Raw genomic sequence first — 22,565 nt, forward strand, 5'->3', positions numbered from 1 at the left:
AACCCTCTCAGCTAGTCCAGAGCCAAATTTAATATTTCCGAGCACCATTCCGCCCTACGCGGGCCAGAGGATGGGCAGCAGCCAGACGCTGGCGGCCATGACCACCGCCGTCAACGGGATGCCCACGCGCAGGTAGTCCGTGAAGCGGTAGCCGCCCGGGCCCATGACCAGCAGGTGCGCGGGGTGGGACAGGGGGCTGGCGAAGCTGGCCGAGGCGGCCATGGCCACGGTCATCATCAGCAGGTGCGGCGAGATGCCCAGGTCCGCCGCCGCGCTGAGGGCCACGGGGGCCATGAGCACCACCAGGGCCGCCGTGGGGATGACCTGCGTGCCCAGCACCGTAACCAGGAACAGCGCCGCCACCACCCAGCGCGGGCCCAGGTGGCCCACCGTGGAGATGAGCACCTCCGCGCCCATGCGCGCGGCGCCGGTGTTCTCCACGGCCACGCCCAGGGGCAGCATGCAGGCGATGAGGAAGATGACCTTCCACTCGATGGCCCGGTAGGCCTCCTCCATGCTCAGGCAACGGAACAGGACCATCAGCGCCGAGCCCGCCAGGGCCGTGATGGCGATGGGCGCCAGGCCCAGGATGGCCGACAGGACCACGGCGAACATGATGGCCGCCGCCAGGGGCGCCTTGTCCAGGCGCGGGGCCTGGGCGGCCTCCTGGTCCAGCACCAGGAAATCCGCATCGCGCGAGACGGCCTCCAGGCTCTTGCGCGAGCCGTAGACGAGCATGGCGTCGCCGAACTGCAAGGGCAGCTCGGGCAGCCCCGTGCGCAGGGCCTTGCCCCCGCGCCACAGGGCCAGCACGCTCAGGCCGTAGTGCTCGCGGAAGCGCAGCTCGGCCAGGGTCTTGCCCGTGAGCGTCGTGCGCGGCGAGAGCAGTATCTCCGTGGCCCCGATGCGCTGGGACTCCAGCTCGGCGGCCAGGCTGGGCGGCGTGGGCATGGGCGCCAGGTCCTGCAAGCTGCGCAGCACGTCGAAATCGCGCTCCGAGCCGTGCAGCACGAGCACGTCCTCGCCCTGGATGACCTCGCCGGGCTCGGGCATGCACAGCAGGGCCCCGTCGCGGTGGATGCCCACCACCGTCAGCCCGAACTTGTTGCCCAGGTGGCTTTCGGCCAGGCTCACGCCCACCAGCGCGGACTCGGGCGGCACATGCAGGGACATGTACGGCCCGGCGGCGGGCACGGCCGGGGCGTGTTCCTCCTGCGCCAGGGCGGGCGTTTCCAGGCCCGCCAGCAGGCCCAGGCGGGCCACCTCGGCCAGGGCCGCGGGCTCGGCCAGCAGGGTCAGGGCGTCGCCTGCGGCCAGGGGCCGGTGGGCCATGCCCTTGCCATTGGGGCCATTGGGGCCATTGGGGCCCGTCGGGCCACTGGGGCCGGTGGGGCCCTGGGCCGCGCCCGGCGCCCCCGCAGGGTCCAGGGCCAGCACGTGGACCCGGTGCTCGCGGCGCAGGGAGCTTTCCGCCAGGGACTGGCCCACCAGGGCCGAACCCTCGGCCACCACGCCCCGGGCCACCAGCAGCCGCCGCTCGGCCAACCCCTCGGCCACGTGGCCCGGGGTGGCACGCAGGTGCTTGCTGCCGTGGAAATGCCGGAACCGCTCCACCGGCCCGTGGACCACGAGCACGTCGCCCTCCTGCAGGCGCTCGTCGGGCCGGGGGGCCAGAAGCAGGTCCTCGCCCCGGCGCAGGGCCACCACCGTCAGTTGCAACGCCGAGCCCAGGCGGGTTTCCATCAGCGTCCGCCCCGCCAGGGGCGAGCCCGGGAGGACGCCCAGGGAAAAGACGTGGGCGTCGAACTGGTAGGACGCCTCGGTACCGCCCGAGGCCGCCACCTGCCCTCGCGCCGCCGCAGGCAAGAGCCGCCGCCCCGCCACGACCACGAACACGATGCCCGCCAGGACGATGGCCCCGGTGATGGGCGTGAAGTCGAAGATGGCGAAGGGCGTAAGCCCGGCATTCCGCAGGGAATCCGTGACCAGGATGTTCGGCGGGGTGGAGATGCCCGTGAAGGGCCCGCCCAGCAGGCAGCCCAGGGCCATGGGCAGCAGCAACCGCGAGGGCGCCCGCCCGCTGCGCCGGGCCAGGTCCATGGTCGCGGGCAGCAGGATCACGGCCACGGTGGTGGTGTTGATGAGCGCCGAAAAAATGCTGGCCGCCGCCATGAGCACGACGATGAGCACCCACTCGGGGCTTTTGGCGAAGCGTTGCAGCGGCTGACCCAGCCGGTAGGCCACCCCCGTGCGCGACAGCCCGGCGGAAAGGATGAACATGGCCAGCACGGTGATCACCGCCGGGCTGCTGAACCCGGCCAGGGCCTCCTCGGGGCCCACCAGCCCGGTCAGCGCCAGGGCCGAGAAGACCAGCAGGCCGACGAGGTCCACGGCCAGCCAGCCGCCGATGAACAGCACCAGGGCCGCCAGGGTGATGCCCATGAGCAGGACGAGTTGCAGCACGCCGGGTCCTCCATTCAAAGGCCGCCCGCGCGCCGGGCGGCCCCTGCCTGTGATACGTCATACTCCGGCCCCGCACCGGGCCGGGCCGCCCGCAGGGGCGGCATTTTCCTTGTCCGACAGTCGAAAAATCCCTGCTTCCAGGCCGCTCGGTCATGAGGGCGGACGCACGAAAAAGTCCAAGGCCGACGGGCAGAAACAACGCGAGGGTTTGGATTTGTTGGGCAACGCGGCAGAGCGCCACTGCCCAGCGGCCAGTATACGCCAAGGCGCGCCCGGGGTCATCCCCAATGTGCCGCGCCGCCCCTTGACGGCCCCGCCCCCCGGGTGTACGCAACCAGAAAAGGCACCACGGCCCCGACACGGGCCAAAACCCCAAGGATTGCCCCGATGACCCCGACCCGACTCGCCCTACTGCTCCTCGCCGCCAAGGCGTTGGTCGTCGTAGCGCTGGTCGTCGTACGTCGTCGCAACGCCGTTGCGCTGTAGTCGGGCTCGCACTTTTTCATAGCATTGCAACCCCCGCTGGCGCAGGCCGGCGGGGGTTTTTCGTCGGGGCGATGCGCCTCCGGCAGCCTCCGCCGCCCGCCCCGGGCAACACAAGGAGGCTGGTCCCATGGAACGTGCAAGCGGAGCCGAAATCGTCGTCCGGCTCCTGGAACGCCAAGGCATCCGCATCATCCCCGGCATCCCCGGCGGCGCGAACCTGCCGCTGTACGACGCGCTGTCCAGAAGCGCCGTCATCCGCCACGTGCTCGCGCGCCACGAGCAGGGCGCCGGGTTCATCGCCCAGGGCATGGCCCGCGTCACCGGCCAGCCCCAGGTCTTCTGGGCCACCTCCGGCCCCGGGGCCACCAACACCCTGACCGCCCTGGCCGACGCCCGGCTGGACTCCGTGCCGCTCATCTGCATCACCGGCCAGGTGCCCAGCGCCATGATCGGCACCGACGCCTTCCAGGAGGTGGACATCTACGGCATGAGCCTGCCGGTGACCAAGCACAACTTCCTGGTGCGCTCCGCCGCCGAGCTGCTCACGGTCATCCCCGCCGCCTTCCGCATCGCCGCCTCGGGCCGCCCCGGCCCGGTGCTCATCGACATCCCCAAGGACGTGCAGACCCAGGTGGCGAGCTTCGCGGCCTGGCCCGCCCCGGGCCGCCCCGACCCCCTGCCTGCCCTGGACCCGGACGCCCTGGCCCGGGCCGCCGCGCTCATCAACGCCGCCGAGCGCCCCCTGCTCTACCTGGGCGGCGGCGCGGCGCGCTCGGGCGCGGCCCGGGCCGCCCGCGAGCTGGCCGATGGCGCGACCATCCCTGCGGCCATGACCCTCATGGGCCTGGGCGCCCTGCCCGCCACGCATCCGCTGTGCCTGGGCATGCTCGGCATGCACGCCGCGCCGTGCACCAATATCCTGCTGGAGGAATGCGACCTGCTCGTGGCCGTGGGCGTGCGCTTCGACGACCGCGCCACGGGCAAGCTCGACCAGTTCTGCCCCCGGGCCCGCGTGGTGCATATCGACATCGACCCCGGCGAGATGGACAAGCTGCGCACGCCCGAGGTGGGCATCACCGCCGACGCGGCCCAGGCCCTGGACGCGCTGCTGCCGCTGGTGGAGCGGCGCGACCGCGCCCCCTGGGCCGGGCGCGTGGCCCGGCTGCGCGCGAGCCACGGCTTCGAGCCGCCGTACGCCGACGACCCCGCCAGCGCCTACGGCGTCATCGCGCACGTGGCGCGGCTGCTGGGCGAGGACGGCGTGGTCTGCACCGATGTGGGCCAGCACCAGATGCGCACGGCCCAGGCCTACCCCTTCGCCCGCCCGGGCCGCCTGCTGACCTCCGGGGGCCTGGGCACCATGGGCTTCGGCGTGCCCGCCGCCATCGGCGCGGCCCTGGCCCGGCCCGACCTGCCCGTGGCCTGCTTCAGCGGCGACGGCAGCATCCTCATGAACATCCAGGAGCTGGCCACCGCCGTGGAGCAGGGCGCCAACGTCAAGATCGTGCTGCTGGACAACAACGCCCTGGGCCTGGTGCAGCAGCAGCAGCAGCTCTTCTACGGCGGGCGCATCTTCGGCTCGGACTACCGCATGCGCCCGGACTTCACGGCCATCGCCCGGGGCTTCGGCATGCGCGCCTTTGACCTGTCCACGGGCGTGGCCCCGGCCCAGACCCTGGCCATGGCCTTCGCCGAGCGCGGCCCGTGCCTGATCCGCGTGCCCGTGCCCGCCGCCGAGGGCGTGTACCCCATGGTGCCCCCCGGCGCCGCCAACCGCGAAATGATCGGAGACGCAGCCCATGTTCGCCCCTGACCCCGCCCCCGCCAAGGAGAAGGCCATGCAGCACGTCGTGCTCGAACTCACGGTGAACAACCATCCCGGCGTCATGTCCCACGTCTGCGGGCTGTTCTCGCGCCGGGCCTACAACGTGGAGGGCATCGCCTGCATGCCCGTGGGCGATGGTGCCAAAAGCCGCATCTGGCTGCTGGTGGAAGACCAGCGCCGCCTGGAGCAGATGATCACCCAGGTGGGCAAGCTGGAAGACGTGCGCCATGTGGCGCGCCACGGCGGCGACCACCCGGTGTTCGCGGAGCTGGGGCGGTTCTTCAAGGCGTAGCCGCCTGTGGAAAAAACTCGGGGCTGCCCTGGCGAACCAGGGCAGCCCCGGGGGGCAAAGGGACCCGCCCTAGCGGACGTGCGCGAAGTCCAGGGCCTCGGGCCGCACCCGGGCCAGGAAGGACACCACCAGGGCCGTGACCACGCCCTCCACGAGCATCACCGGCAGATGCGCCAGCAGCAGCGCCACGGCCACGGCCCGGAAGCCCTCGCCCGACAGGGCCAGGGCGCAGGCCGTGAAGAGCCCGGCCAGCCCTACGCCCAGGGCGCCGCACAGGAACGCGCCCACGCCCCCGGCGCGCCCGCCGCGCGCCAGCAGCGGGCGGAAGGCCCAGCCGCACGCGGCGGCGGAAAAGGCCATGGTGAAGGTGTTGACCCCAAGCACCGTGAGCCCGCCGAACTGGAAGAGCACGGCCTGGAGCGTCAGCGCCACCAGGATGGCCGGAAACGCCGCCAGCCCGAGCATGGCCCCCAGCAGACCGTTGAGAATCAGGTGCGCGCTGGCCGGGCCCACGGGCACATGGATCAGCGAGGCCACGAAAAACGCCGCCGAGAGAATGGCCACGGTCATCAGCCGGTCGTGGTCCAGCCGCCGCAGCCCCAGGGCCGTCCCCCCTGCCGCCAGGGCCCAGCCTCCGGCCAGCACCGCCGGGGAAAGCACTCCTTCGGAAATATGCATCACGCGCCTCCTTGGCCTGCCGCAGGCGTACACGAAAGCGGCCTTCGTGTCACCGGGCTTGTGGACCGGGACAGGCGACGGGAGCGGCAGGATGCCTCCTGCGGCCCGGCCCCCAGGGCAATTCACGCCCGGGCCGCCGCCGCTCCCCCGCATGCGGATTGCGGTTTGCCCTCGCCCGCGTTTCTGCTACACCAGGACCTGAGCCCGGGCCGCGCGCCGCAGCCCGGCCACCACAGGAGAGAGCGCCATGCCCGCGAAAAAGGACGCCCCAAAGGCCCGCGCCAAGGCCGCCGCGCCCGCCGCAGCCGCCACGGACATCGACACCGCCATCGCCCGCGTGGGCGTGCCCAAGGTGCCCTCGCCGCTGCCCTACAGCCGCTTTCTGCCCGACGACGCCCGCGCCGCCGTGCACCTGGACGAGGAGCTGGACCTGCCCAGCGGCCAGACCCGGCGCTACGACTTCGAGCTGGCCGGCCCGCGCGAGCAGGTCTACTTCGACCCCTCCAAGGTCAAATGCGCCATCGTCACCTGCGGCGGCCTGTGCCCCGGCATCAACGACGTGATCCGGGCCATCGTCATGGACGCGCACCACAACTACCGCGTGGCCGCCACCCTGGGCATCCGCTTCGGCCTGGAGGGCTTCATCCCCAAGTTCGGGCACAATGTCTGGGAGCTGACCCCGGCCTCGGTCTCCGACATCCACCTCTTCGGCGGCACGGTGCTCGGCTCCTCGCGCGGGCCCCAGGCGCCCGACGAAATAGTGGACGCCCTGGAGCGCATGAACATCTCCGTGGTCTTCTTCATCGGCGGCGACGGCACCATGAAGGCCGCCCACAAGGTCCACCTGGAGGCCGCCCGACGCGGGGCGCGCATTGCCGTCATCGGCATCCCCAAGACCATCGACAACGACATCAACTTCGTCTTCCAGTCCTTCGGGTTCGACACCGCCGTGGAGGCCGCGACCCAGGCCATCCAATGCGCCCACACCGAGGCCACCGGCGCCTACAACGGCGTCGGCATGGTCAAGCTCATGGGCCGCGAGTCGGGCTTCATCGCCGCCCAGGCCACCCTGGCCCTCAAGGAGGTCAACTTCGTGCTCGTGCCCGAGGCGCCCCTGGAGCTGGACGGGCCCGAGGGTTTCCTGGCCGCCCTGGAGCGCCGCCTGCGCTCGCGCCACCACGCCGTGGTGGTGGTGGCCGAGGGCGCCGGGCAGGGCCTGTGCCGCGCCTCGGGCAGCACCGACGCCTCGGGCAACGTGCAGCTCGGCGACATCTGCACCATCCTGCGCGAGCGCATCGCCCGCCACCTGGCCGAGCGCGGCATGCAGCACACCCTGAAGTTCATCGACCCGAGCTATATCATCCGCTCGGTGCCCGCCAACGCCAACGACCGCGTGTACTGCGGCTTCCTGGGCCAGCACGCGGTGCACGCGGCCATGTCCGGACGCACGGGCATGGTGGTCAGCAAGATGCGCGGGCACTACATCCACCTGCCGCTGACCCTGGTCACCGCCGGGCGGCGCACGCTGAACATCGACTCCGACTACTGGCGCGCGGTGATGGAGAGCACCGGGCAGCTGGCCTACGCCAAGGGCTGCGACCAGGGCGCCGGGCGGTCCTGAGGCCCCGGGCGTGCCGTCCGTGTCCGCCCTGGCCGCGCGCCACGCCGTGGTGGACGCCCGGCCCGGGCACTACCTGTGCTTCCCCGACCTGCTGGCCCTGCCCGGCGGGCAGCTGTTGTGCGTCTACCGCGAGGCCGACCGCCACGTGGCCACCCGCCGCGCCCTGCTGGCTCGCGAAAGCGCCGACGGCGGCGCCACCTGGGGCCCGGCGCGCGAGGTCGCCCGGGGCATCGGGCACTGCCCGCGCCTGAGCGCCCCCGCCCCGGGGCTCATCCTGGCCCTGGACGACGACGCCACCCTGCACGAAAGCCGCGACGCGGGCCGCACCTGGGCCACCACCCGGGGCACAGGCATGGCCCACGGCGTGGCCGACCGCATCCTGGCCTTGCCCGGCGGCCCCTGGCTGACCACCGCCCACCGCCACCTGGACGGCCCCGAGGACCCCGCCAGCGGCCAGCGGCCCACGGAGCAGGTGGTCTTCGCCAGCACCGATGCCGGTCGCAGTTGGCGGCCCCTCTCCCTGCTGGCGGGCCCGGGGCGGCTGGTGCTGTGCGAGGCGGCCATGGTCTGCCTGCCCTCGGGGCGCATCCTGGCCCTGCTGCGCGAGAACAGCCACGTGGGCGAGCCCATCCGCCGCTGCCACAGCGATGACGGCGGGCGCACCTGGAGCGCCCCGGAGCCCACGCCCCTGCTGGGCCACCGCCCCACCCCGGGGCTGACCGCCGACGGGCGGCTGCTGGTGACCTACCGCGACACCGGCCCGAGCCCGGGCACCTCGGCCTGGCTGGGGCCCGAGGAAGCGCTGCGCGGCTTCGCGCCCCAGGGCCCGGCCAGCCACGCCCCGGGCCCGCCGCCGCCCCTGTCCGCCGCCGGGCTGCTGCTGGAGGCGCCCCCGGCCACGGCGCCCTGGCTGCTGCACCCGCTGACCGACCCCGACGCCGAACACGCCGCCCTGGAGGCCGAGATGCGCTGCCTGGAGGGCGCGGCGGGCCTGCGCCTGGGCGGCTGGTGGCGCGTGACCCCCGGCGAGCTGGCCCTGCTCGGCCCGCCCGCAGACGATGGCGGGCCGCCCGAAGTCCTGGGGCGCACGGCCCTGGCCCCCGGCGCGGTCCACCGCCTGCGCCTGGAATGGCGCCCCGGCGAGGTGCGCGCCCTGGTGGACGGGCAGCCCCGGCTGGCCGTGGCCCTGCCCGCCGCCGATGTGCGCCGCCGGGCGGTGTGCTTCGGGGCCCTGCCCGGCGCGGCCGGGCGCAGCCTGTGGCGCGCCGTAGCCCAGGACATCCGGCCCCCGGGCGGCGGCCCGGGCCACGCCTGGGCCTGGACCCCGGCGAAGGGCCAGCCCGACGCGCGGGTGCGCCGCGAGGTATTGCGCCTGGCCGACGCCCCGGGCGTGGCCTGGCCGGATTTCGGCTATTCCGGCTGGGCCGAGCCGCACCCCGGGCAGTTCGTCTGCGTCTACCATCACGCCGAGGCCCAGGCGCAGGACTACGCCCCCGGCGCCTGCGCCCATGTGCGCGCCACGCGCTTCGACACGACGGACTTCGCGCCGGGCGAGGCGTTTTCCGGCGTTGCGTCCCCGGCGGGCCTTCGAGTATAATTGCCCAACGATTTCCGACGCCCCCCCCGCACGACGAACCCCGATCCCACGGTGAGGACCATGAGCGACATCCTGCTGGACTCCCTGCGCACCCTGATCCTTGTCGGCATCCTCGCCGCCCTGATGCGCTCGGGCACCTCCCTGGGCATGCGCCGCTTCCCGGGCTGGCGGGCCATCGTGGCCGGGTTCGGGCTGCTGGCCTTCGGCTCGTCCCTGGACGCCCTGGGGCACTTCCCGCAGCTCATGCCGCAGGCCACCCTGGGCAACGAATCCGTGGCCGGGCTGCTGGAACGAGTGGTGGGCGTCCTGGGCGGGGTCTGCCTCATCGGCTGGGGCCTGTGGCGCGGGCTGCCCACGGTGGCCGCGACCCAGGCGGGCGAACGCGAGCTGTTCCGCCTCAAGGAGCGCTACCGGATCATCAGCGCCATGACCTCCGACCTGAACATCGACGCCGTGGTGGAGCCCGACGGCTCGCTGCGCGTGGAATGGATCTCCGGCTCCCTGCACTCCGACAGCGGCTACACTGCGAACGACATCATGACCTTCGAGCAATGGCACCGCGTGGTGGAGCCCGAGGACCGGCCCCTGCTGGAAAGCCATATCGCCGCCGCCGTGGCCGGGCAGCCGCGCAATAGCGAACTGCGCGCCCGCACCCGCGACGGGCGCGTCCTGTGGCTGGCCCTGTCCACCAGCGCCAGCCAGGACCCCGGGACCTCCGTGCGGCGGCTGACCACCGCCGTGCGCGACATCACCGCCCGCAAGCTGGCCGAGGAACGGACCCTGCGCTCCCTGGAGGAGAACAAGGTCCTGCTGCGCGAGCTGCACCACCGGGTCAAGAACAACCTCCAGGTCATCACTGGGCTGCTGGAGCTGGCCAAAAGCCGCATCAAGGACAAGGACCCCGAAGTGCTCGAAGCCTGCCAGGACCTGCACGCCAAGATCGGCTGCATGGCCCTGGTGCACACCCAGCTCTGCGCCGACACGGCCCAGGGCCACGTCGATTTCGGCGCCTACGCCCGCAGCCTCGCCGCCCAGGCGGCGGACATCCATGGCCGCCCGCAGGTGCGCCTGGACCTCGACCTGCAGGAGGTGCCCCTGGACATCGACACCGCCGTGCCCTGCGGGCTGGCGCTCAACGAGCTGCTCACCGCCGCCTTCAAGCGCGCGGCCAGCGGGGCGGCGCAGCGCATCGCCGTGGAGGTCCGCGCCCAGGGCGGGCAGATGCTGGTGCGCGTGAGCGACGACGGGGCCGCCGACGCCGCCCAGGGCGACGGCATGGGCATGCGCCTGCTGCACAATCTGGTCACGCTGCAACTGCACGGCAGCATTGAGTTCTCGCCCGGCCCGGGCACCACGGCCACCATGCGCCTGCCCCTGGAGCGCGATGCCGACGGGTTCCCCTTGCCTTCCGGCCCGGCTTGAGGCATCTTCGGGGAGTGCCCCTGCGGGCGCGCAATCCTTGACGGGCTGGCCGGGACCGGCCCCACCGATCGCCAACAATGCCCTTTTGCATCGCCATCGCGACCCTCGTCATCCTGCTGCTGCTGCCCGACGCCCAGGCCCACGCCTGGGGGCCGGGGGTGCATATGGCCGTGGGCAACTGGTTTCTGGCCAACCTGGACTGCCTGGCCCTGGACGTGGCGCGCATCGTGTCCCTGCATCCCGGGGCCTTCCTCTACGGCGGCCTGGCGGCGGACATCTTCATCGGCAAGGGCAGCGTCGTGCGCCCCGGGCACAGCCACAACTGGGCCACGGGCCTCAGCCTGCTGGCCCGCGCCGACAGCGGGCGCACCCGAGCCTACGCCTACGGCTACCTCGCGCACCTGGCCGCCGACACCGTGGCCCACAACCACTACGTGCCGGGCATGCTCTGCGCCCTGCCCGCCGGGGGGCGCCTGGGCCACGTCTACATCGAGATGCAGGCCGACGCCCAGGTTGCCTGGGACACGCGCCAGGCCCGCGAGCTCTTCGCCCGGCCCCAGCACGACACCGACGCTGCCCTGCTGGCCACCGTGCGCCACCGGCGCTGGCCGTTCCTGCTCAAGAAGCAGGTCATCAAGGGCCATCTGTCCCTGTGCGGGCGCCGCCGCTGGGACAGCTCCCTGGACGTGGCCGGGCGCGTGCTGCCCCTGGACGGGCGCGGCTACTTCCGGGACATGTTCACCCTGACCCTGGACGCGGTGGGCGACTTCCTGGCCCGGCCCGGCGATTCCCCGGTCATGGAGCTGGACCCCATCGGCAGCACGCCCCTGGGCCGCGCCGGGCGCCTGCTGCGCCGGGGCAGCCCCTGCCAGGACCGCGCCGGGCGCGCCCCGGGCGAGCTCTTCCCCCTGCCGGGCCAGCTTACGGGCCTGCCCCGGGTCCACGACAGGCAGGGCAACACGGAAATCCCCCTGCGCCGCGCGGGCTGACGCCCGGGCCGCCCACCCGCCGAGGACCCGACAGCCATGCCAGCCCCCGGCCCCCGATCCTGCACATCGGCACCATCCTGTGCGCCAACGGCGATGCCCGCACCCGCCACCCCGCCCCTGGCCCTGCGCTACCTGCGCGCCTCGCCCCTGCCCCACGCCACGGCCCTGGCCTCGGCGGCGGTCTGCATCGCCCTGGCCCTGGCCGCCCTGGGCCACCTGGACGACGGCAGCCGCCGCGCGGCCACAGTGTATGGCGCCCTGGCCGCCGGGTGGCTGGGGCTGGCCTGCATCGCCCTGCTGGACGGCTTCTCGCGCTACCGCGAATACCGGCGCATCAAGGCCATGCTCGCGCGCCACGGCTGGAACCGCCGGGTCTTCGCCCTGGTGGCGGGCTCGCGCTGCCAGCGCGACGCGGCCCTGCAGGCCGCCCACGAGGCCGGGCACGGCCACCGCGCACGGCGCTTCTTCCGCGCCCTGGGCTACCGCTGGTACCACCTCTTCCCCGACGCCGTGACCCGCAACCCGCTGCGCTTCTTCCACCCGCGCTTCCTGCGCACCTCGTTCCTGCCCGGCAAGGCCCTGCGCGCCCGGCGCCGGGCCTGAGCCCCGGCGCACGCACAAGGGCCCCGCGGCCCGAAGGCTCGCGGGGCCCCACGCGCCGCCAGGACGCCCGCCGTCAGTCCAGAAGCCGCTTCTGGCCCGTGAGGGCCATGATGTCCGTCACGTCCTGGGTCACTTCCAGCACGCCGAGGTAGGCGCCGTCGTCCCCGCGCACGGGGAAGTAGCGGATGTGGACCTTGCGGCCCATGAAGTCGATCCAGAACTCGGCCTTGTCGCGCGTGCCGTCGCGGAAGCTCTGCACGATCTCGCGCACCACGTGCACGCTGCCCTCGGGGTGGCACTTCTCGACCTTGCGCCCGATGACCGAGCGGGTGCGCGGGAAGATCTTGGGCCGGTCCAGGCGGTTGAAATAGGCCACCGTGTCGTCGGCGTCCACGAAGGTCACTTCCACGGGCAGGGTTTCGAGGATGGCGTGGATCTGGGCGGGCGCAAGCCGCGCGGCCAGGGAGCGGCGCGCCCCGGCGTCCTCGATCTCGGCCACCATGCGCGCGTAGTTCTCGCGCGCCCCGGGGCCGTAGGTCTGCTGGTCGAGGTGCTCGAAGGCCGCCAGCAGGCCCACGCCGTCGCGCTCCTGCATGACCTTGCGGCCCATGGGGTAGAGCACGTCGTTCTCCTTCCAGATGTGCTCGGCGCGGATGCGCAGGTATTCGATGCCCTCGTCCACGAAACGCTCGCGCTCCACCGCCGGGGCCGAGGGCAGCCCGCCGACCTGGCGGACCATGCGCCCCAGCAGGTCGCGTTCGGCCTCGTGCTCGGCGAGCATCACGCCCAGCGGCCCGCCCTGCACGGGGATGCCGCGCTGCTCCAGCAGCGGAAAGAGGTATTCCTCCTCCTTGGCGTTGTGGATGCGGTCGCCGAATTCCAGCAGGAAATCCAGGGCCCGGCGGGTCTGCACCGGGTCGTGGCCCAGGGTGTGCACCCGCTCCAGGTTGGCCCGCAGGACGGCCATGGCCCGCTCGATGAGTTCGTGCTCCTCCACCAGAAACGTGTCCCAGCGTCTGCCCTGTTCCATGTCCGTCCTCCTTTGCCCGGGGGGGCGAATGGTTGTGGTCCGCCGCTTCCAGGCTGCCTGCGGGCGGCCCGGCGCGCCTTGACGCGGGTCAAACCTGCCCGAGCATACCCCGGATTGCCGCCCCAGGGGAAGCCCGGGCCCGGGGTTTACGCCCCGGCCCCGCCGCGCTACCCTGGCCCCGACACAGCAACCCCGAGGGCCCCGGGCCCGGGAGGACACCATGAAATCCCACCGCAAGGAACTCTGGTTCCAGGTGCCCACGCGCCGGGCCTTCGTGCACATCACCCCCGAGGTGGAGCGCTGTCTGGCCGAGTCGGGCATCCGCGAAGGGCTGTGCCTGGTCAACGCCATGCACATCACCGCCAGCGTGTTCATCAACGATGACGAATCGGGCCTGCACCACGACTACGAGGCCTGGCTGGAGCGCCTGGCGCCCCACGAGCCCGTCTCCGCCTACCGCCACAACGTGGGCGAGGACAACGCCGACGCGCACATGAAGCGCCAGATCATGGGCCGCGAGGTGGTGGTGGCCGTGACCGACGGGCGGCTCGACCTCGGCACCTGGGAGCGCATCTTCTACGGGGAGTTCGACGGACGGCGCAAAAAGCGCGTGCTGGTCAAGATCATCGGGGAGTAGGCGCCGGGGCGTCCGCGGGCCGCGCCCCGCCCTGCCCGCCGCCCGCCGCCACCCTGCGCAGCAGGGCTTCGAGGTCCTTCAGGGCGGCGGGCTTGGCAATGTAGCCGTCCATGCCTGCGGCCAGGATGCGCTCGCGGTCGCCGGGCAGGGCGTGGGCGGTCATGGCCACCACGGGAACGCGGGAGTCCACCCCGGGGTGCGCCCCGCTGCGGATGGCACGGGTGACTTCCAGCCCGTCCTGCCCGGCCATCTGCACGTCCATGAGCACGCAGTCGAACCCGCCGCCCGCCAGCAGCCGCAGGGCTTCGGCCCCGCCGGAGGCGCAGGTGATCCGGTGCCCCAGGCTCTCGAGAAAGAGCTGGATGGTCATGGTGTTCAGGGGCTCGTCGTCCACCACCAGCACGCGCAGGGCACGCCCGGAAGCCGGGGCGGCAGGCCGCGCCACGGGCCCGGGGGCCTTGGCGGCGGGCCGCCCCTGGGCCTGCGGCAGCCCGGCGGGCAGGGTGAAATGGACCGTGGTGCCCGCGCCGTGCTCGCTCTCCAGGGCCAGGGTGCCGCCCCACAGGCCCACCAGCCGGCGCACGATGCCCAGCCCCAGCCCCGAGCCCCGGAACTCGCGGGCCCGCGCGCCCTCCACCTGGGTGAAGGCCTCGAAGACCCCACGCTGCCGGTCGTCGGGGATGCCCTGGCCCGTGTCGGCCACGGACCACAGCAGCAGGCCTTGCCCGTCCGGGCGCCTGTGGGGCAGGGCCGCCAGTTCCACGCGCACGCTCCCCCTGGCCGTGAAGCGCACCGCGTTGGCCACGAGGTTGAACAGCACCTGGCGCAGCCGGGCCTCGTCGGCCACCACGCGGCCCGGAACCCCGTCGTGGACCAGCACCTCCAGGGCCAGGCCGCGCGCCTCCGCCGCCGGGCGGAAATTGTCCAGCACCAGCGCCGCCGTGGCGCGCGGGTCGAAGGGCGCCGCGTGCAGGCGCAGGGCCCCGGCGTCCAGGCTCGATATGTCCAGCACGTCGTTGACCACGTCCACCAGGCTGCGGCAGGTCTCCAGGCCGCGCCGCACCAGGGCGCGCTGGTGCTCGTCCAGGCCGGTGTCCTCCAGCAGTTGCAGGGCGGCGTAGATGCCGTGCAGCGGGCTGCGCAGCTCGTGGCTCATGGTGGCCACGAAGTCGCCCTTGGAGCGGTTGGCGGCCTCGGCGGCGTCCCGGGCCTCGATCATGGCGCGTTCGGCGCGCTTGCGGTCGGTGATGTCGTGGACCGACATGCGCACCCCGCCCCGCCCGCCCTCGTCCAGCACCGGGGCCAGATTGGCCAGGCAGACCCGCTCGCCCCCGCCCAGGGGCAGCATGGCCAGCTCCCAGGGGCCGGACGGCAGCCCCGACACCGCCAGCCGCACGGCGGAGGAGAACAACCCCTGGCTGCGGGCCGCCACCAGGGCCCGCAGGTCCGGCGGGGGCAGCAGTGGCCCGGCTCCGAGGCCGAACAGCTCGCGCCCGGCCTGGTTGACGTAGAGCACGCGCATGTCCGCCCCCGCCTCCAGGATGGGCGTGGGCAACTGGCCGGCCATGTCGCAGAAGCGGCGCACCGACAGGCGCAGGGCCTGCTCGGCCAGCTTGGCCCGGGTGATGTCGCGCAGCAGGCACAGCGCCCCCTGGGGTACGCCGTCTCCGGCCTTGAGCCGCGCGCAGGACAGGGCCAGCCAGTTGCGCGCGCCCTCGCCGCCGTCGCGCAGCAGTTCCAGGTCCTGGAAGTCGCGCTCCACAGGCAGCCCCGTCCCGTCGGCCCCGCCCAGGGGGCGATAGGCGCCGAGCACCGCGCCCAGCTCGCGCCCCAGCAGTTCGCCGGGCTCCCGGCCCAGGATGCGGCAGGCCGCCGGGTTGGCCAGGGTCACGCGGTCCGCGCCGTCGAGCACGAGCAGGCCCTCGTCCATCTGGGCGATGAGTTCGGCGTGGTAGCGGTTGGCGGCCACCAGGCTGGCCTCGTAGCGCTCCAGGGTGTCGAGCATGCCGTTGTAGCTGCGTGCCAGATGGCCGAACTCCGCCTGGAGCGCCCCCGGGACGCGGGCCGAAAAGTCCCCGGCGGCGACCTCGGCCATGGCCCGCTCCAGGGGGCGCACCTGGCGGTCGATCCAGCGCGCCAGCAGGAAGGTCACCAGGGCCGCAGCCGCCAGGGTCGCCAGGCCCACCCAGACCATGCTGCGATGCAGGTCGGCCAGGGGCGCGAGATAGGCCTCGCGGGGAATCCACAGCGCGCAGCGCCAGCCCAGCTCGGGCACCTCGCCCACCAGCACCACCAGCTCCCGCCCGCCCGCCTGGGCCAGACGCAGCCCGGGGCCGGGCCCGGCTCCGTGCGCCCGGGGCATGGGGGGCAACGCCTCCACCCGAGTGTCGAACAGCGCCGCGAGCACATGCGCAGGCAGCGGCTCGGAGCCCAGGGGCAGGCTGTGCAGGGGGGCCCCCTCGGCGCTGGCGATGGTCAGCATGCCGGGCAGAGGCAGGCGCATGGCTTCGAGGGTCCGGCAGAACTCGGCCACCGGGGCCAGGGCGTAGAGGAAGCCCTCGAACCTGCCGAAATAATCGTTGCGCGCCTGGGCGTAGTAGACGCCCGGCGGCAGCCCCGACAGCTCCCGCTCCAGGGCCAGCACCTGCACCTGCCCCGGGCGGCGCATGCCCTCGACAAAGGGCGCGGTGCCGGAGATGTCGTTTGGCGCCGGGCGCCCGCCGCCCCGGGCAACCTTGACCGCCTCGATCCCCCCGGCGTCGGCGTAGCCCAGCAGGGCGAAGGCCCCGGTGGCGGAGTCGAACAGCTCGGCCACCCGGTGCTCCCGGAAGGTCTGGGGGTATTCGCCCACCTCCCGGCTGCGGACAAGACGGTCGAAGGCCGCGAGGTTCATGCGGTTGCGCAGGGCCAGGTTTTCGGTGATGCGGGCGAGGATTTCGCCGAGCACGGCGGCCTGGTTGCGCTCCAGCAGGGACGAGACGACCATGTTGGCCGACAGGCCCATCAACCCCGCCGCCAGCACGGACACGGCCAGGACGGTGAGCAGGAAGCGGCTCTTGAGCGAACGCATGCGGCCGCCAAACCCTCAGGGGACCACGGGCAGGACGCCCAGGTCGGCCAGGGCGGCGCGGCCCTCGGGGCCCAGGGCGAAATCGAGGAAGCGCCTGGCGGCAGAAGACGGCTCGGGCAGCCAGGCCAGCCCGTGGGTCATCATCATGGGGTAGTCCGGACGCAGGGCTCCGTCGGGCCCCGGCTCCAGGCCATCGATCCACAGGATGTTCAGGCCCCGGGCGCGGGCGGCGGTAAGGCTGACGAAGCCGAAGGTGAATTCGTTGCCGGTGATGGCCGCCAGGGCCTCGTCGGCGTCATAGGCGACCTTGCCGACCAGGGCCTGGCCCGCCAGCTCCGTGAGGTACCCCGCCAGGGCGGCGTGAGGTGCCTCGGTAGATTCGCGCTGGACCACGAATATCCTGTGGTCCGGCCCGCCCAGGGCGCGCCAGTTGGTGAGGCCCCCGGTGAGCACGCCCACGGCCTGGGCCCGGGAAAGGCGCGAAACCGTGACGCCGGGGTGGGAGGCGAAGACCACGGGCACCCGGGCCAGGGGCGCGTAGGCGAGCTGGAAGCGCAACTCCTTGTCGCGTAGCGGCCTGGCCAGGCGGGCGAGATCGCAGGTGCCAGCGGCGGCGCAGCGCACCCCACCGCTGGAGCCCACCGTCGGAGGCAGCTCCACCACGCGCTCGGGGTAGGCGCGCATGTAGGCCTTGGCCAGGTGCTCGAAGACCTCCTGGCCGTCGCCCGTGCCCGCCAGCACGACGCGCTCCTGGCAGACCCCGGCCACGGGGTACAGGCCAAGGAACAAGGCCAGGGTCAGGAGAGGAAGGATCACGCGCGGCACGAAAAACCCCCTGAACCACTTGGACAAAAAGACCGCCGACCAGCAGCTTAGCCGGAAAAAGCCGGGGAAGTCAACGCGCCGGGCGGCCAAAGGCCAACTAGTCCTGCGGGCAGCCCAGGCGCCCGGCGATGACCCGCGCCGCGCGCCGCCCGGCGCCCATGGCCTGGATCACCGTGGCCGCGCCGGTAACGATGTCGCCGCCCGCGAAGACGTTGGGCATGCTCGTCTCGCCGGTGGCCTCGTCCACGACGATGTAGCCGCGCTGGTCCACGGCGATGCCCGGCTCGCTGGCCAAAAGCAGCGGGTTGGCCCGGGTGCCCACGGCGATGATGGCCAGGTCGGTTTCCAGCTCCATGGTCCGGCCGGGCACGGGCACCGGGCGGCGGCGCCCCGAGGCGTCGGGCTCGCCCAGCTCCATCTGCTGCAGGGTCACCGCGCGCAGGGCGAAGCGCTCGTCGCCGGAAAAGGCCAGCGGCGCCACCAGGGTCTGCATGACGACGCCCTCTTCCTGGGCGTGCTCGATCTCCTCGCGGCGGGCGGGCATGTCGGCCACGGTGCGCCGGTAGACCACGCGCACGCTGGCCGCGCCCAGGCGCAGGGCCGTGCGCGCGGCGTCCATGGCCACGTTGCCCGCGCCGTAGACCGTGACGTTGCGGCCCAGGATCACCGGGGTGTCGTGGTTGGGAAAATCGTAGGCCCGGCCCAGGTTCACGCGGGTCAGGTACTCGTTGGCCGTGAACACGCCGTTGAGGTTCTCGCCGGGGATGCCCAGAAACCGGGGCAGCCCGGCGCCAACGCCCACGAACACCGCCGAAAAGCCCTGCTCGAACAGGTCGCGGATGCTGAAGGTCTTGCCGCCCACGCGGTTGGTGACGAACTCCACCTGCTGCGTGCCCAGGGCGCGGACCTCCTTGGCCACGATGCGGTCCTTGGGCAGGCGGAACTCGGGGATGCCGTAGACCAGCACCCCGCCCACCTCGTGCAGGGCCTCGAACACCGTGACCTTGACCCCGCGCGTGGACAGGTAGCCCGCCACGGTCAGCGACGAGGGGCCCGAGCCGATGCAGGCCACCCGGCGGGCGGGGTCCACGGGCGTGCAGTCGCGCGCGCCGGTGAGCAGGTCGCAGGCGTCCATGTGCACGTACTGGTCGGCCACGAAGCGCTCCAGGCGGCCGATGGCCACGGGCTCGCCCTTGCGCCCCAGCACGCAGGCGCCCACGCACTGCGTCTCCTGCGGGCAGACGCGCCCGCAGATGGCGGGCAGGCTGTTGGCCGTCTTCACCGCGCGGTAGGCCGCGCCCACGTCGCCCGCAGCCAGGTGGGCGATGAAGGCCGGGATGGGCACCTCCACCGGGCAGCCCTTGACGCACAGCGGGCGCTTGCATTGCAGGCAGCGCCGGGCCTCGGCCACGGCCATGTCGAAGGTGTAGCCCAGGGCCACCTCCTCGAAATTGCGCACCCGCTCGGCGGCGGGCTGCACGGGCATGGCCACGCGGGGAGCGGCGGGCGCCGCAGCCCTAGGCATCGGCCTGGCACCTGCAATAGTGGTCGTGGGCCGCGCGCTCCATGTCCTTGAAGGCCGCCAGCCGCTGGGCCAGCTCGACGAAATCCACCTCGTGGCCGTCGAACTCGGGGCCGTCCACGCAGGCAAAGCGCGTGCCGCCCGCCACGGTCACCCGGCAGGCCCCGCACATGCCGATGCCGTCGAGCATGATGGAATTCAGGCTGACGGTGGTGCGCACGCCGAAGGGCCGCGTGGTCTCGGCCACGGCGGCCATCATCGGCACCGGGCCCACGGCCACGATCTCGCCCACGGCGCGGTCCTGCTCCAGGCGCGCGCGCAGCACTTCGGTCACCAGCCCCTGGCGGCCCCGGCTGCCGTCGTTGGTGGCCACCAGCACCTCGTCGCAGAAGGCGGACAGTTCCTTCTCGAAGAGCAGCAGCCCGGCGGAACGCGCGCCGATGACGGCCACCACGCGGTTGCCCGCGCGGTGGTGGCCCTTGGCGATATGGTGCATGGCAGCCACCCCCGTGCCGCCGCCCACGCAGACCACGGTGCCGCAGGGTTCGATGCGCGTGGCCCGGCCCAGGGGGCCGCACAGGTCGCGAATGCAATCGCCCTCGCCCAGGGTTTCGAGCAGGGCGGTGGACTTGCCAAGCACCAGGTAGACCATGGTAATGGTTCCGGCGTCGGGGTCGGCGTCGGCGATGGTCAGGGGGATGCGCTCGCCCTTGTCGCACACGCGCAAAATGACGAAATTGCCGGGCCGGGCCTTGGCCGCGATGTGCGGCGCGTCCACCACGAGCTTGCTGGTCTGCCCGGGGATGAGCTGTTCCTTGTGCAGGATGCGGTGGGACATGGGAAAACGTCCTGTGCGCGGCGCGCCGCGTCGAGGTCCTGGCCGCGCCCCGGGCCCGGGCCGGGAGCCTGGGCGGCGGAAGCGGGCCGCCACAGGCGCGGAATGCGGACCCCCGGGGCCCGCGAAACCGCCCGCAAGCCGGGCAAGGCGCCAAACCGGGTTCATTCCAGAACAATCTATCACGGTCAAGGACTTTCCCGCGCCCCGGCCCTGGCGGCGGGCACGAAAAACAGAGGAGGATTACATTTCTGTAACTCACAGCCTGAAACGCCGGGCATTTTAGTAACAAAAATGCAAATCCGGACCATGCCCCGGTGGTCAGACGGCAGGCAGCGCCTTGAAATAACAGGTGAACACCGAGTTGGCCCGTTCTTTGGTAACGTGAAGAACGCAGATATTTTGCTGGCCCAGGCCGGAGGCACCCCGGCCGCCCCAGGTAATGTCCCATACCGCACCAAGGAGATTCGAACATGAGTGGATACCAGGCCCGCCTGAACGCCATCGCCGCGATCAACAGCTACAAGCCGCTCTCCGAGCCCTTGAGCTTCGCGACCATCAAGCCGACCGACCTTTTCGGCTCCAACGTCTTCAACGACAAGGTCATGCGCGCGATGCTGCCCAGGGACGTCTACAAATCCCTGCACAAGACCATCGAGAAGGGCGAGAAGCTCGACCCCTCCATCGCCGGGCCCGTGGCCGCCGCCATGAAGGAATGGGCCGTTTCCAAGGGCGCCACCCACTACTGCCACGTGTTCTTCCCGCTGACCGGCCTGACCGCCGAGAAGCACGACAGCTTCCTGACCCCCGACGGCAAGGGCGGGGCCATCGCCGAGTTCGAGGGCAAGCTGCTGGTGCAGGGCGAGCCCGACGCCTCCAGCTTCCCCTCCGGCGGCCTGCGCGCCACCTTCGAGGCCCGCGGCTACACCGCCTGGGACGTGACCAGCCCCGCCTACATCCTGGAGAACCCCAACGGCACCTTCCTGTGCATCCCCACCGCGTTCGTCTCCTGGACCGGTGAGGCCCTGGACAAGAAGACCCCGCTGTTGCGCTCCGGCCAGGCCCTGAACAAGCAGGCCCGCCGCGTGCTGGCCCTGTTCGGCAAGGACACCGGCGAGCGCGTCAATTCCTACGCCGGGCCCGAGCAGGAATACTTCCTGGTGGACCGCAACTTCTACTTCGCCCGCCCCGACCTGCTGCTGTGCGGCCGGACCCTGTTCGGCGCCAAGTCCGCCAAGGGCCAGGAGTTCGAGGACCACTACTTCGGCGCCATCCCGCGCCGCGTGCTGGCCTTCATGCTCGAGGTCGAGCACGAGCTGTACAAGCTCGGCGTCCCGGTCAAGACCCGCCACAACGAGGTCGCCCCTGGCCAGTTCGAGATCGCGCCCATCTACGAGACCTCCAACCTGGCCACCGACCACAACCAGATGGTCATGACCACCCTGAAAAGCGTGGCCAAGCGCTACGGCATGGCCTGCCTGCTGCACGAGAAGCCCTTCGCGGGCATCAACGGCTCGGGCAAGCACCTGAACTACTCCATCGGCAACGCCACCCTGGGCAGCCTCTTCGACCCCGGCGACACCCCGCACGAGAACGCCCAGTTCCTGGTCTTCTGCGCCGCCGCCATCCGCGCGGTGCACAAGTACGGCGCGCTCTTGCGCTCCGTGGTCGCCACGGCGGGCAACGACCATCGCCTGGGCGCCAACGAGGCCCCGCCGGCCATCATGTCCATCTACCTCGGCGAGCAGCTGGCCGACATCTTCGAGCAGATCAAGACCGGCTCGTGCAAGTCCTGCAAGACCAAGGGCCTGCTGGAAGTGGGCGTGGACTCCCTGCCCCCGCTGCCCATGGACGCCGGCGACCGCAACCGCACCAGCCCCTTCGCCTTCACCGGCAACCGCTTCGAGTTCCGCGCCGTGGGCTCCAACATGTCCATCGCCGGGCCCCAGGTGGCGCTGAACACCATGATGGCCGAGTCCCTGGACTTCATCGCCACCAGGCTGGAAAAGGCCACCAAGGGCGACCCCTCCAAGCTCAACGCCGCCGTGCAGAAGCTGCTCAAGGAGATCATCAACGAGCACGGGTCCATCATCTTCAACGGCGACGGCTACGCCGACGCCTGGCAGAAGGAGGCCAAGAAGCGCGGCCTGCCCAACTTCAAGACCTCCGTGGAGGCCCTGCCCGTCATCACCTCCCCCGAGGTCGTCACGCTGTTCACCACCTACGGCGTGCTCTCCGAGCGCGAGCTGCACAGCCGCCAGGAGATCTACCTCGAGCAGTACGCCAAGACCGTGATGACCGAGGCCACCCTGTGCGCCAAGATGGCCAAGACCCAGATCTTCCCCACCGGCGTGCGCTACCAGAAGGAACTGGCCGAAACCTGCGCCAACATGAAGATCGCGGGCATCGAGCCGGTGACCAGCGCCCTTGAGGACGTGACCGCCAAGCTGCGCGGGCTCCAGAAGGCCGTGGCCGACCTGGAGAAGCTCATCGCCAAGCACGACTTCAAGTCGCTGCTCGACGAGTGCAAGCACCGCTGCGAGAAGGTCCTGCCCGCCATGCTCGAGGTCCGCGCCTACGCCGACGCCCTGGAGGGCGTGGTGGCCGACGACCTGTGGGCCCTGCCGAGCTACCAGGAAATGCTGTTCATCAAGTAGCCCCGCCGCCCTC

At 72.2% G+C, this 22,565-nt stretch carries 16 protein-coding genes; 9 read left to right on the plus strand and 7 right to left on the minus strand.

Annotated elements, in window-relative coordinates; all coding sequences use genetic code 11:
* Positions 1-54: 54 nt before the first annotated feature.
* Positions 55-2,463 (minus strand): SLC13 family permease, encoded by a 2,409-nt coding sequence (locus G495_RS0107315; protein ID WP_028587274.1) that lies wholly within the window; start codon positions 2,461-2,463, stop codon positions 55-57.
* Positions 2,464-3,076: 613 nt separating this feature from the next.
* Here G495_RS0107315 and ilvB point away from each other — a divergent pair.
* A complete protein-coding gene (ilvB, locus tag G495_RS0107325) occupies positions 3,077-4,762 on the plus strand; it encodes an acetolactate synthase large subunit (RefSeq protein ID WP_028587275.1) in 1,686 nt (561 codons plus the stop codon).
* The gene (gene ilvN / locus G495_RS0107330; protein WP_051445167.1) at positions 4,749-5,066 is read left to right on the plus strand and encodes an acetolactate synthase small subunit; all 318 of its coding nucleotides are present in this window, start codon (positions 4,749-4,751) and stop codon (positions 5,064-5,066) included. The genes ilvB and ilvN overlap by 14 nt, the downstream gene beginning before the upstream one ends.
* Positions 5,067-5,135: 69 nt before the next feature.
* Here the strand turns inward: ilvN and cbiM are convergent, their stop codons facing one another.
* The gene (cbiM, locus tag G495_RS0107335; RefSeq protein ID WP_028587277.1) at positions 5,136-5,744 is read right to left on the minus strand and encodes a cobalt transporter CbiM; all 609 of its coding nucleotides are present in this window, start codon (positions 5,742-5,744) and stop codon (positions 5,136-5,138) included.
* Between the two features lie 247 nt (positions 5,745-5,991).
* On the opposite strand from cbiM, the gene G495_RS18135 reads away from it, so the two are divergent.
* From G495_RS18135 to G495_RS0107360, 5 genes are all read left to right on the plus strand, one after another.
* Positions 5,992-7,365, plus strand: coding sequence for an ATP-dependent 6-phosphofructokinase (locus G495_RS18135; RefSeq protein WP_084457992.1), 1,374 nt, complete (start codon positions 5,992-5,994; stop codon positions 7,363-7,365).
* A gap of 10 nt (positions 7,366-7,375) precedes the next feature.
* Entirely contained in the window at positions 7,376-8,962 is a 1,587-nt protein-coding gene (locus G495_RS18140; protein ID WP_051445168.1) for a sialidase family protein, read from the plus strand.
* 60 nt (positions 8,963-9,022) lie between these two features.
* Positions 9,023-10,384 carry a sensor histidine kinase gene (locus G495_RS0107350; protein WP_028587278.1) on the plus strand — a complete coding sequence of 454 codons (1,362 nt, stop codon included), beginning with the start codon at positions 9,023-9,025 and terminating at the stop codon, positions 10,382-10,384.
* 77 nt (positions 10,385-10,461) lie between these two features.
* Positions 10,462-11,373, plus strand: a complete 912-nt coding sequence (locus tag G495_RS18145; RefSeq protein ID WP_051445169.1) for a zinc dependent phospholipase C family protein — start codon at positions 10,462-10,464, stop codon at positions 11,371-11,373.
* A gap of 93 nt (positions 11,374-11,466) precedes the next feature.
* On the plus strand, positions 11,467-11,976 hold the full coding sequence (locus G495_RS0107360) for a hypothetical protein (RefSeq protein ID WP_028587279.1): 510 nt from the start codon (positions 11,467-11,469) through the stop codon (positions 11,974-11,976).
* Between the two features lie 73 nt (positions 11,977-12,049).
* Here G495_RS0107360 and G495_RS20305 read toward each other — a convergent pair whose 3' ends face one another.
* A complete protein-coding gene (locus tag G495_RS20305) occupies positions 12,050-13,006 on the minus strand; it encodes a PAS domain-containing protein (RefSeq protein WP_051445170.1) in 957 nt (318 codons plus the stop codon).
* Positions 13,007-13,226: 220 nt separating this feature from the next.
* Between G495_RS20305 and G495_RS0107370 the strand changes: the two genes are divergently transcribed.
* On the plus strand, positions 13,227-13,643 hold the full coding sequence (locus tag G495_RS0107370; protein ID WP_028587280.1) for a secondary thiamine-phosphate synthase enzyme YjbQ: 417 nt from the start codon (positions 13,227-13,229) through the stop codon (positions 13,641-13,643).
* Here G495_RS0107370 and G495_RS20310 read toward each other — a convergent pair.
* The 4 genes from G495_RS20310 to G495_RS0107390 form a co-directional block, all read right to left on the minus strand.
* A complete protein-coding gene (locus G495_RS20310) occupies positions 13,630-16,713 on the minus strand; it encodes an ATP-binding protein (protein WP_051445171.1) in 3,084 nt (1,027 codons plus the stop codon). The genes G495_RS0107370 and G495_RS20310 overlap by 14 nt on opposite strands.
* Before the next feature lie 15 nt (positions 16,714-16,728).
* Positions 16,729-17,529, minus strand: a complete 801-nt coding sequence (locus tag G495_RS0107380) for a substrate-binding domain-containing protein (RefSeq protein WP_169734366.1) — start codon at positions 17,527-17,529, stop codon at positions 16,729-16,731.
* A gap of 106 nt (positions 17,530-17,635) precedes the next feature.
* Positions 17,636-19,063: an NADPH-dependent glutamate synthase gene (gltA, locus tag G495_RS0107385; protein ID WP_028587282.1), complete on the minus strand. Its 1,428-nt coding sequence runs from the start codon at positions 19,061-19,063 to the stop codon at positions 17,636-17,638.
* A complete protein-coding gene (locus G495_RS0107390) occupies positions 19,056-19,898 on the minus strand; it encodes a sulfide/dihydroorotate dehydrogenase-like FAD/NAD-binding protein (protein ID WP_028587283.1) in 843 nt (280 codons plus the stop codon). Before G495_RS0107390 ends, gltA begins: the two co-directional genes overlap by 8 nt.
* 470 nt (positions 19,899-20,368) lie before the next feature.
* On the opposite strand from G495_RS0107390, the gene G495_RS0107395 reads away from it, so the two are divergent.
* Positions 20,369-22,552, plus strand: a complete 2,184-nt coding sequence (locus tag G495_RS0107395; RefSeq protein WP_028587284.1) for a glutamine synthetase III family protein — start codon at positions 20,369-20,371, stop codon at positions 22,550-22,552.
* Positions 22,553-22,565 lie beyond the last annotated feature (13 nt).

Origin of the sequence: Desulfocurvus vexinensis DSM 17965 (assembly GCF_000519125.1) — a bacterium.
In the GTDB taxonomy this organism is placed as follows: domain Bacteria; phylum Desulfobacterota; class Desulfovibrionia; order Desulfovibrionales; family Desulfovibrionaceae; genus Desulfocurvus; species Desulfocurvus vexinensis.

What these genes read in the sequence shown, in the direction of transcription:
- ilvB (WP_028587275.1), top strand. Translation starts at nt 3,077, where the DNA reads ATGGAACGTGCAAGCGGAGCCGAAATCGTCGTCCGGCTCCTGGAACGC.
- ilvN (WP_051445167.1), top strand. Translation starts at nt 4,749, where the DNA reads ATGTTCGCCCCTGACCCCGCCCCCGCCAAGGAGAAGGCCATGCAGCAC.
- cbiM (WP_028587277.1), bottom strand. Translation starts at nt 5,744, where the DNA reads ATGCATATTTCCGAAGGAGTGCTTTCCCCGGCGGTGCTGGCCGGAGGC.
- G495_RS18135 (WP_084457992.1), top strand. Translation starts at nt 5,992, where the DNA reads ATGCCCGCGAAAAAGGACGCCCCAAAGGCCCGCGCCAAGGCCGCCGCG.
- G495_RS0107350 (WP_028587278.1), top strand. Translation starts at nt 9,023, where the DNA reads ATGAGCGACATCCTGCTGGACTCCCTGCGCACCCTGATCCTTGTCGGC.
- G495_RS18145 (WP_051445169.1), top strand. Translation starts at nt 10,462, where the DNA reads ATGCCCTTTTGCATCGCCATCGCGACCCTCGTCATCCTGCTGCTGCTG.
- G495_RS0107360 (WP_028587279.1), top strand. Translation starts at nt 11,467, where the DNA reads ATGCCCGCACCCGCCACCCCGCCCCTGGCCCTGCGCTACCTGCGCGCC.
- G495_RS20305 (WP_051445170.1), bottom strand. Translation starts at nt 13,006, where the DNA reads ATGGAACAGGGCAGACGCTGGGACACGTTTCTGGTGGAGGAGCACGAA.
- G495_RS0107370 (WP_028587280.1), top strand. Translation starts at nt 13,227, where the DNA reads ATGAAATCCCACCGCAAGGAACTCTGGTTCCAGGTGCCCACGCGCCGG.
- G495_RS20310 (WP_051445171.1), bottom strand. Translation starts at nt 16,713, where the DNA reads ATGCGTTCGCTCAAGAGCCGCTTCCTGCTCACCGTCCTGGCCGTGTCC.
- gltA (WP_028587282.1), bottom strand. Translation starts at nt 19,063, where the DNA reads ATGCCTAGGGCTGCGGCGCCCGCCGCTCCCCGCGTGGCCATGCCCGTG.
- G495_RS0107390 (WP_028587283.1), bottom strand. Translation starts at nt 19,898, where the DNA reads ATGTCCCACCGCATCCTGCACAAGGAACAGCTCATCCCCGGGCAGACC.
- G495_RS0107395 (WP_028587284.1), top strand. Translation starts at nt 20,369, where the DNA reads ATGAGTGGATACCAGGCCCGCCTGAACGCCATCGCCGCGATCAACAGC.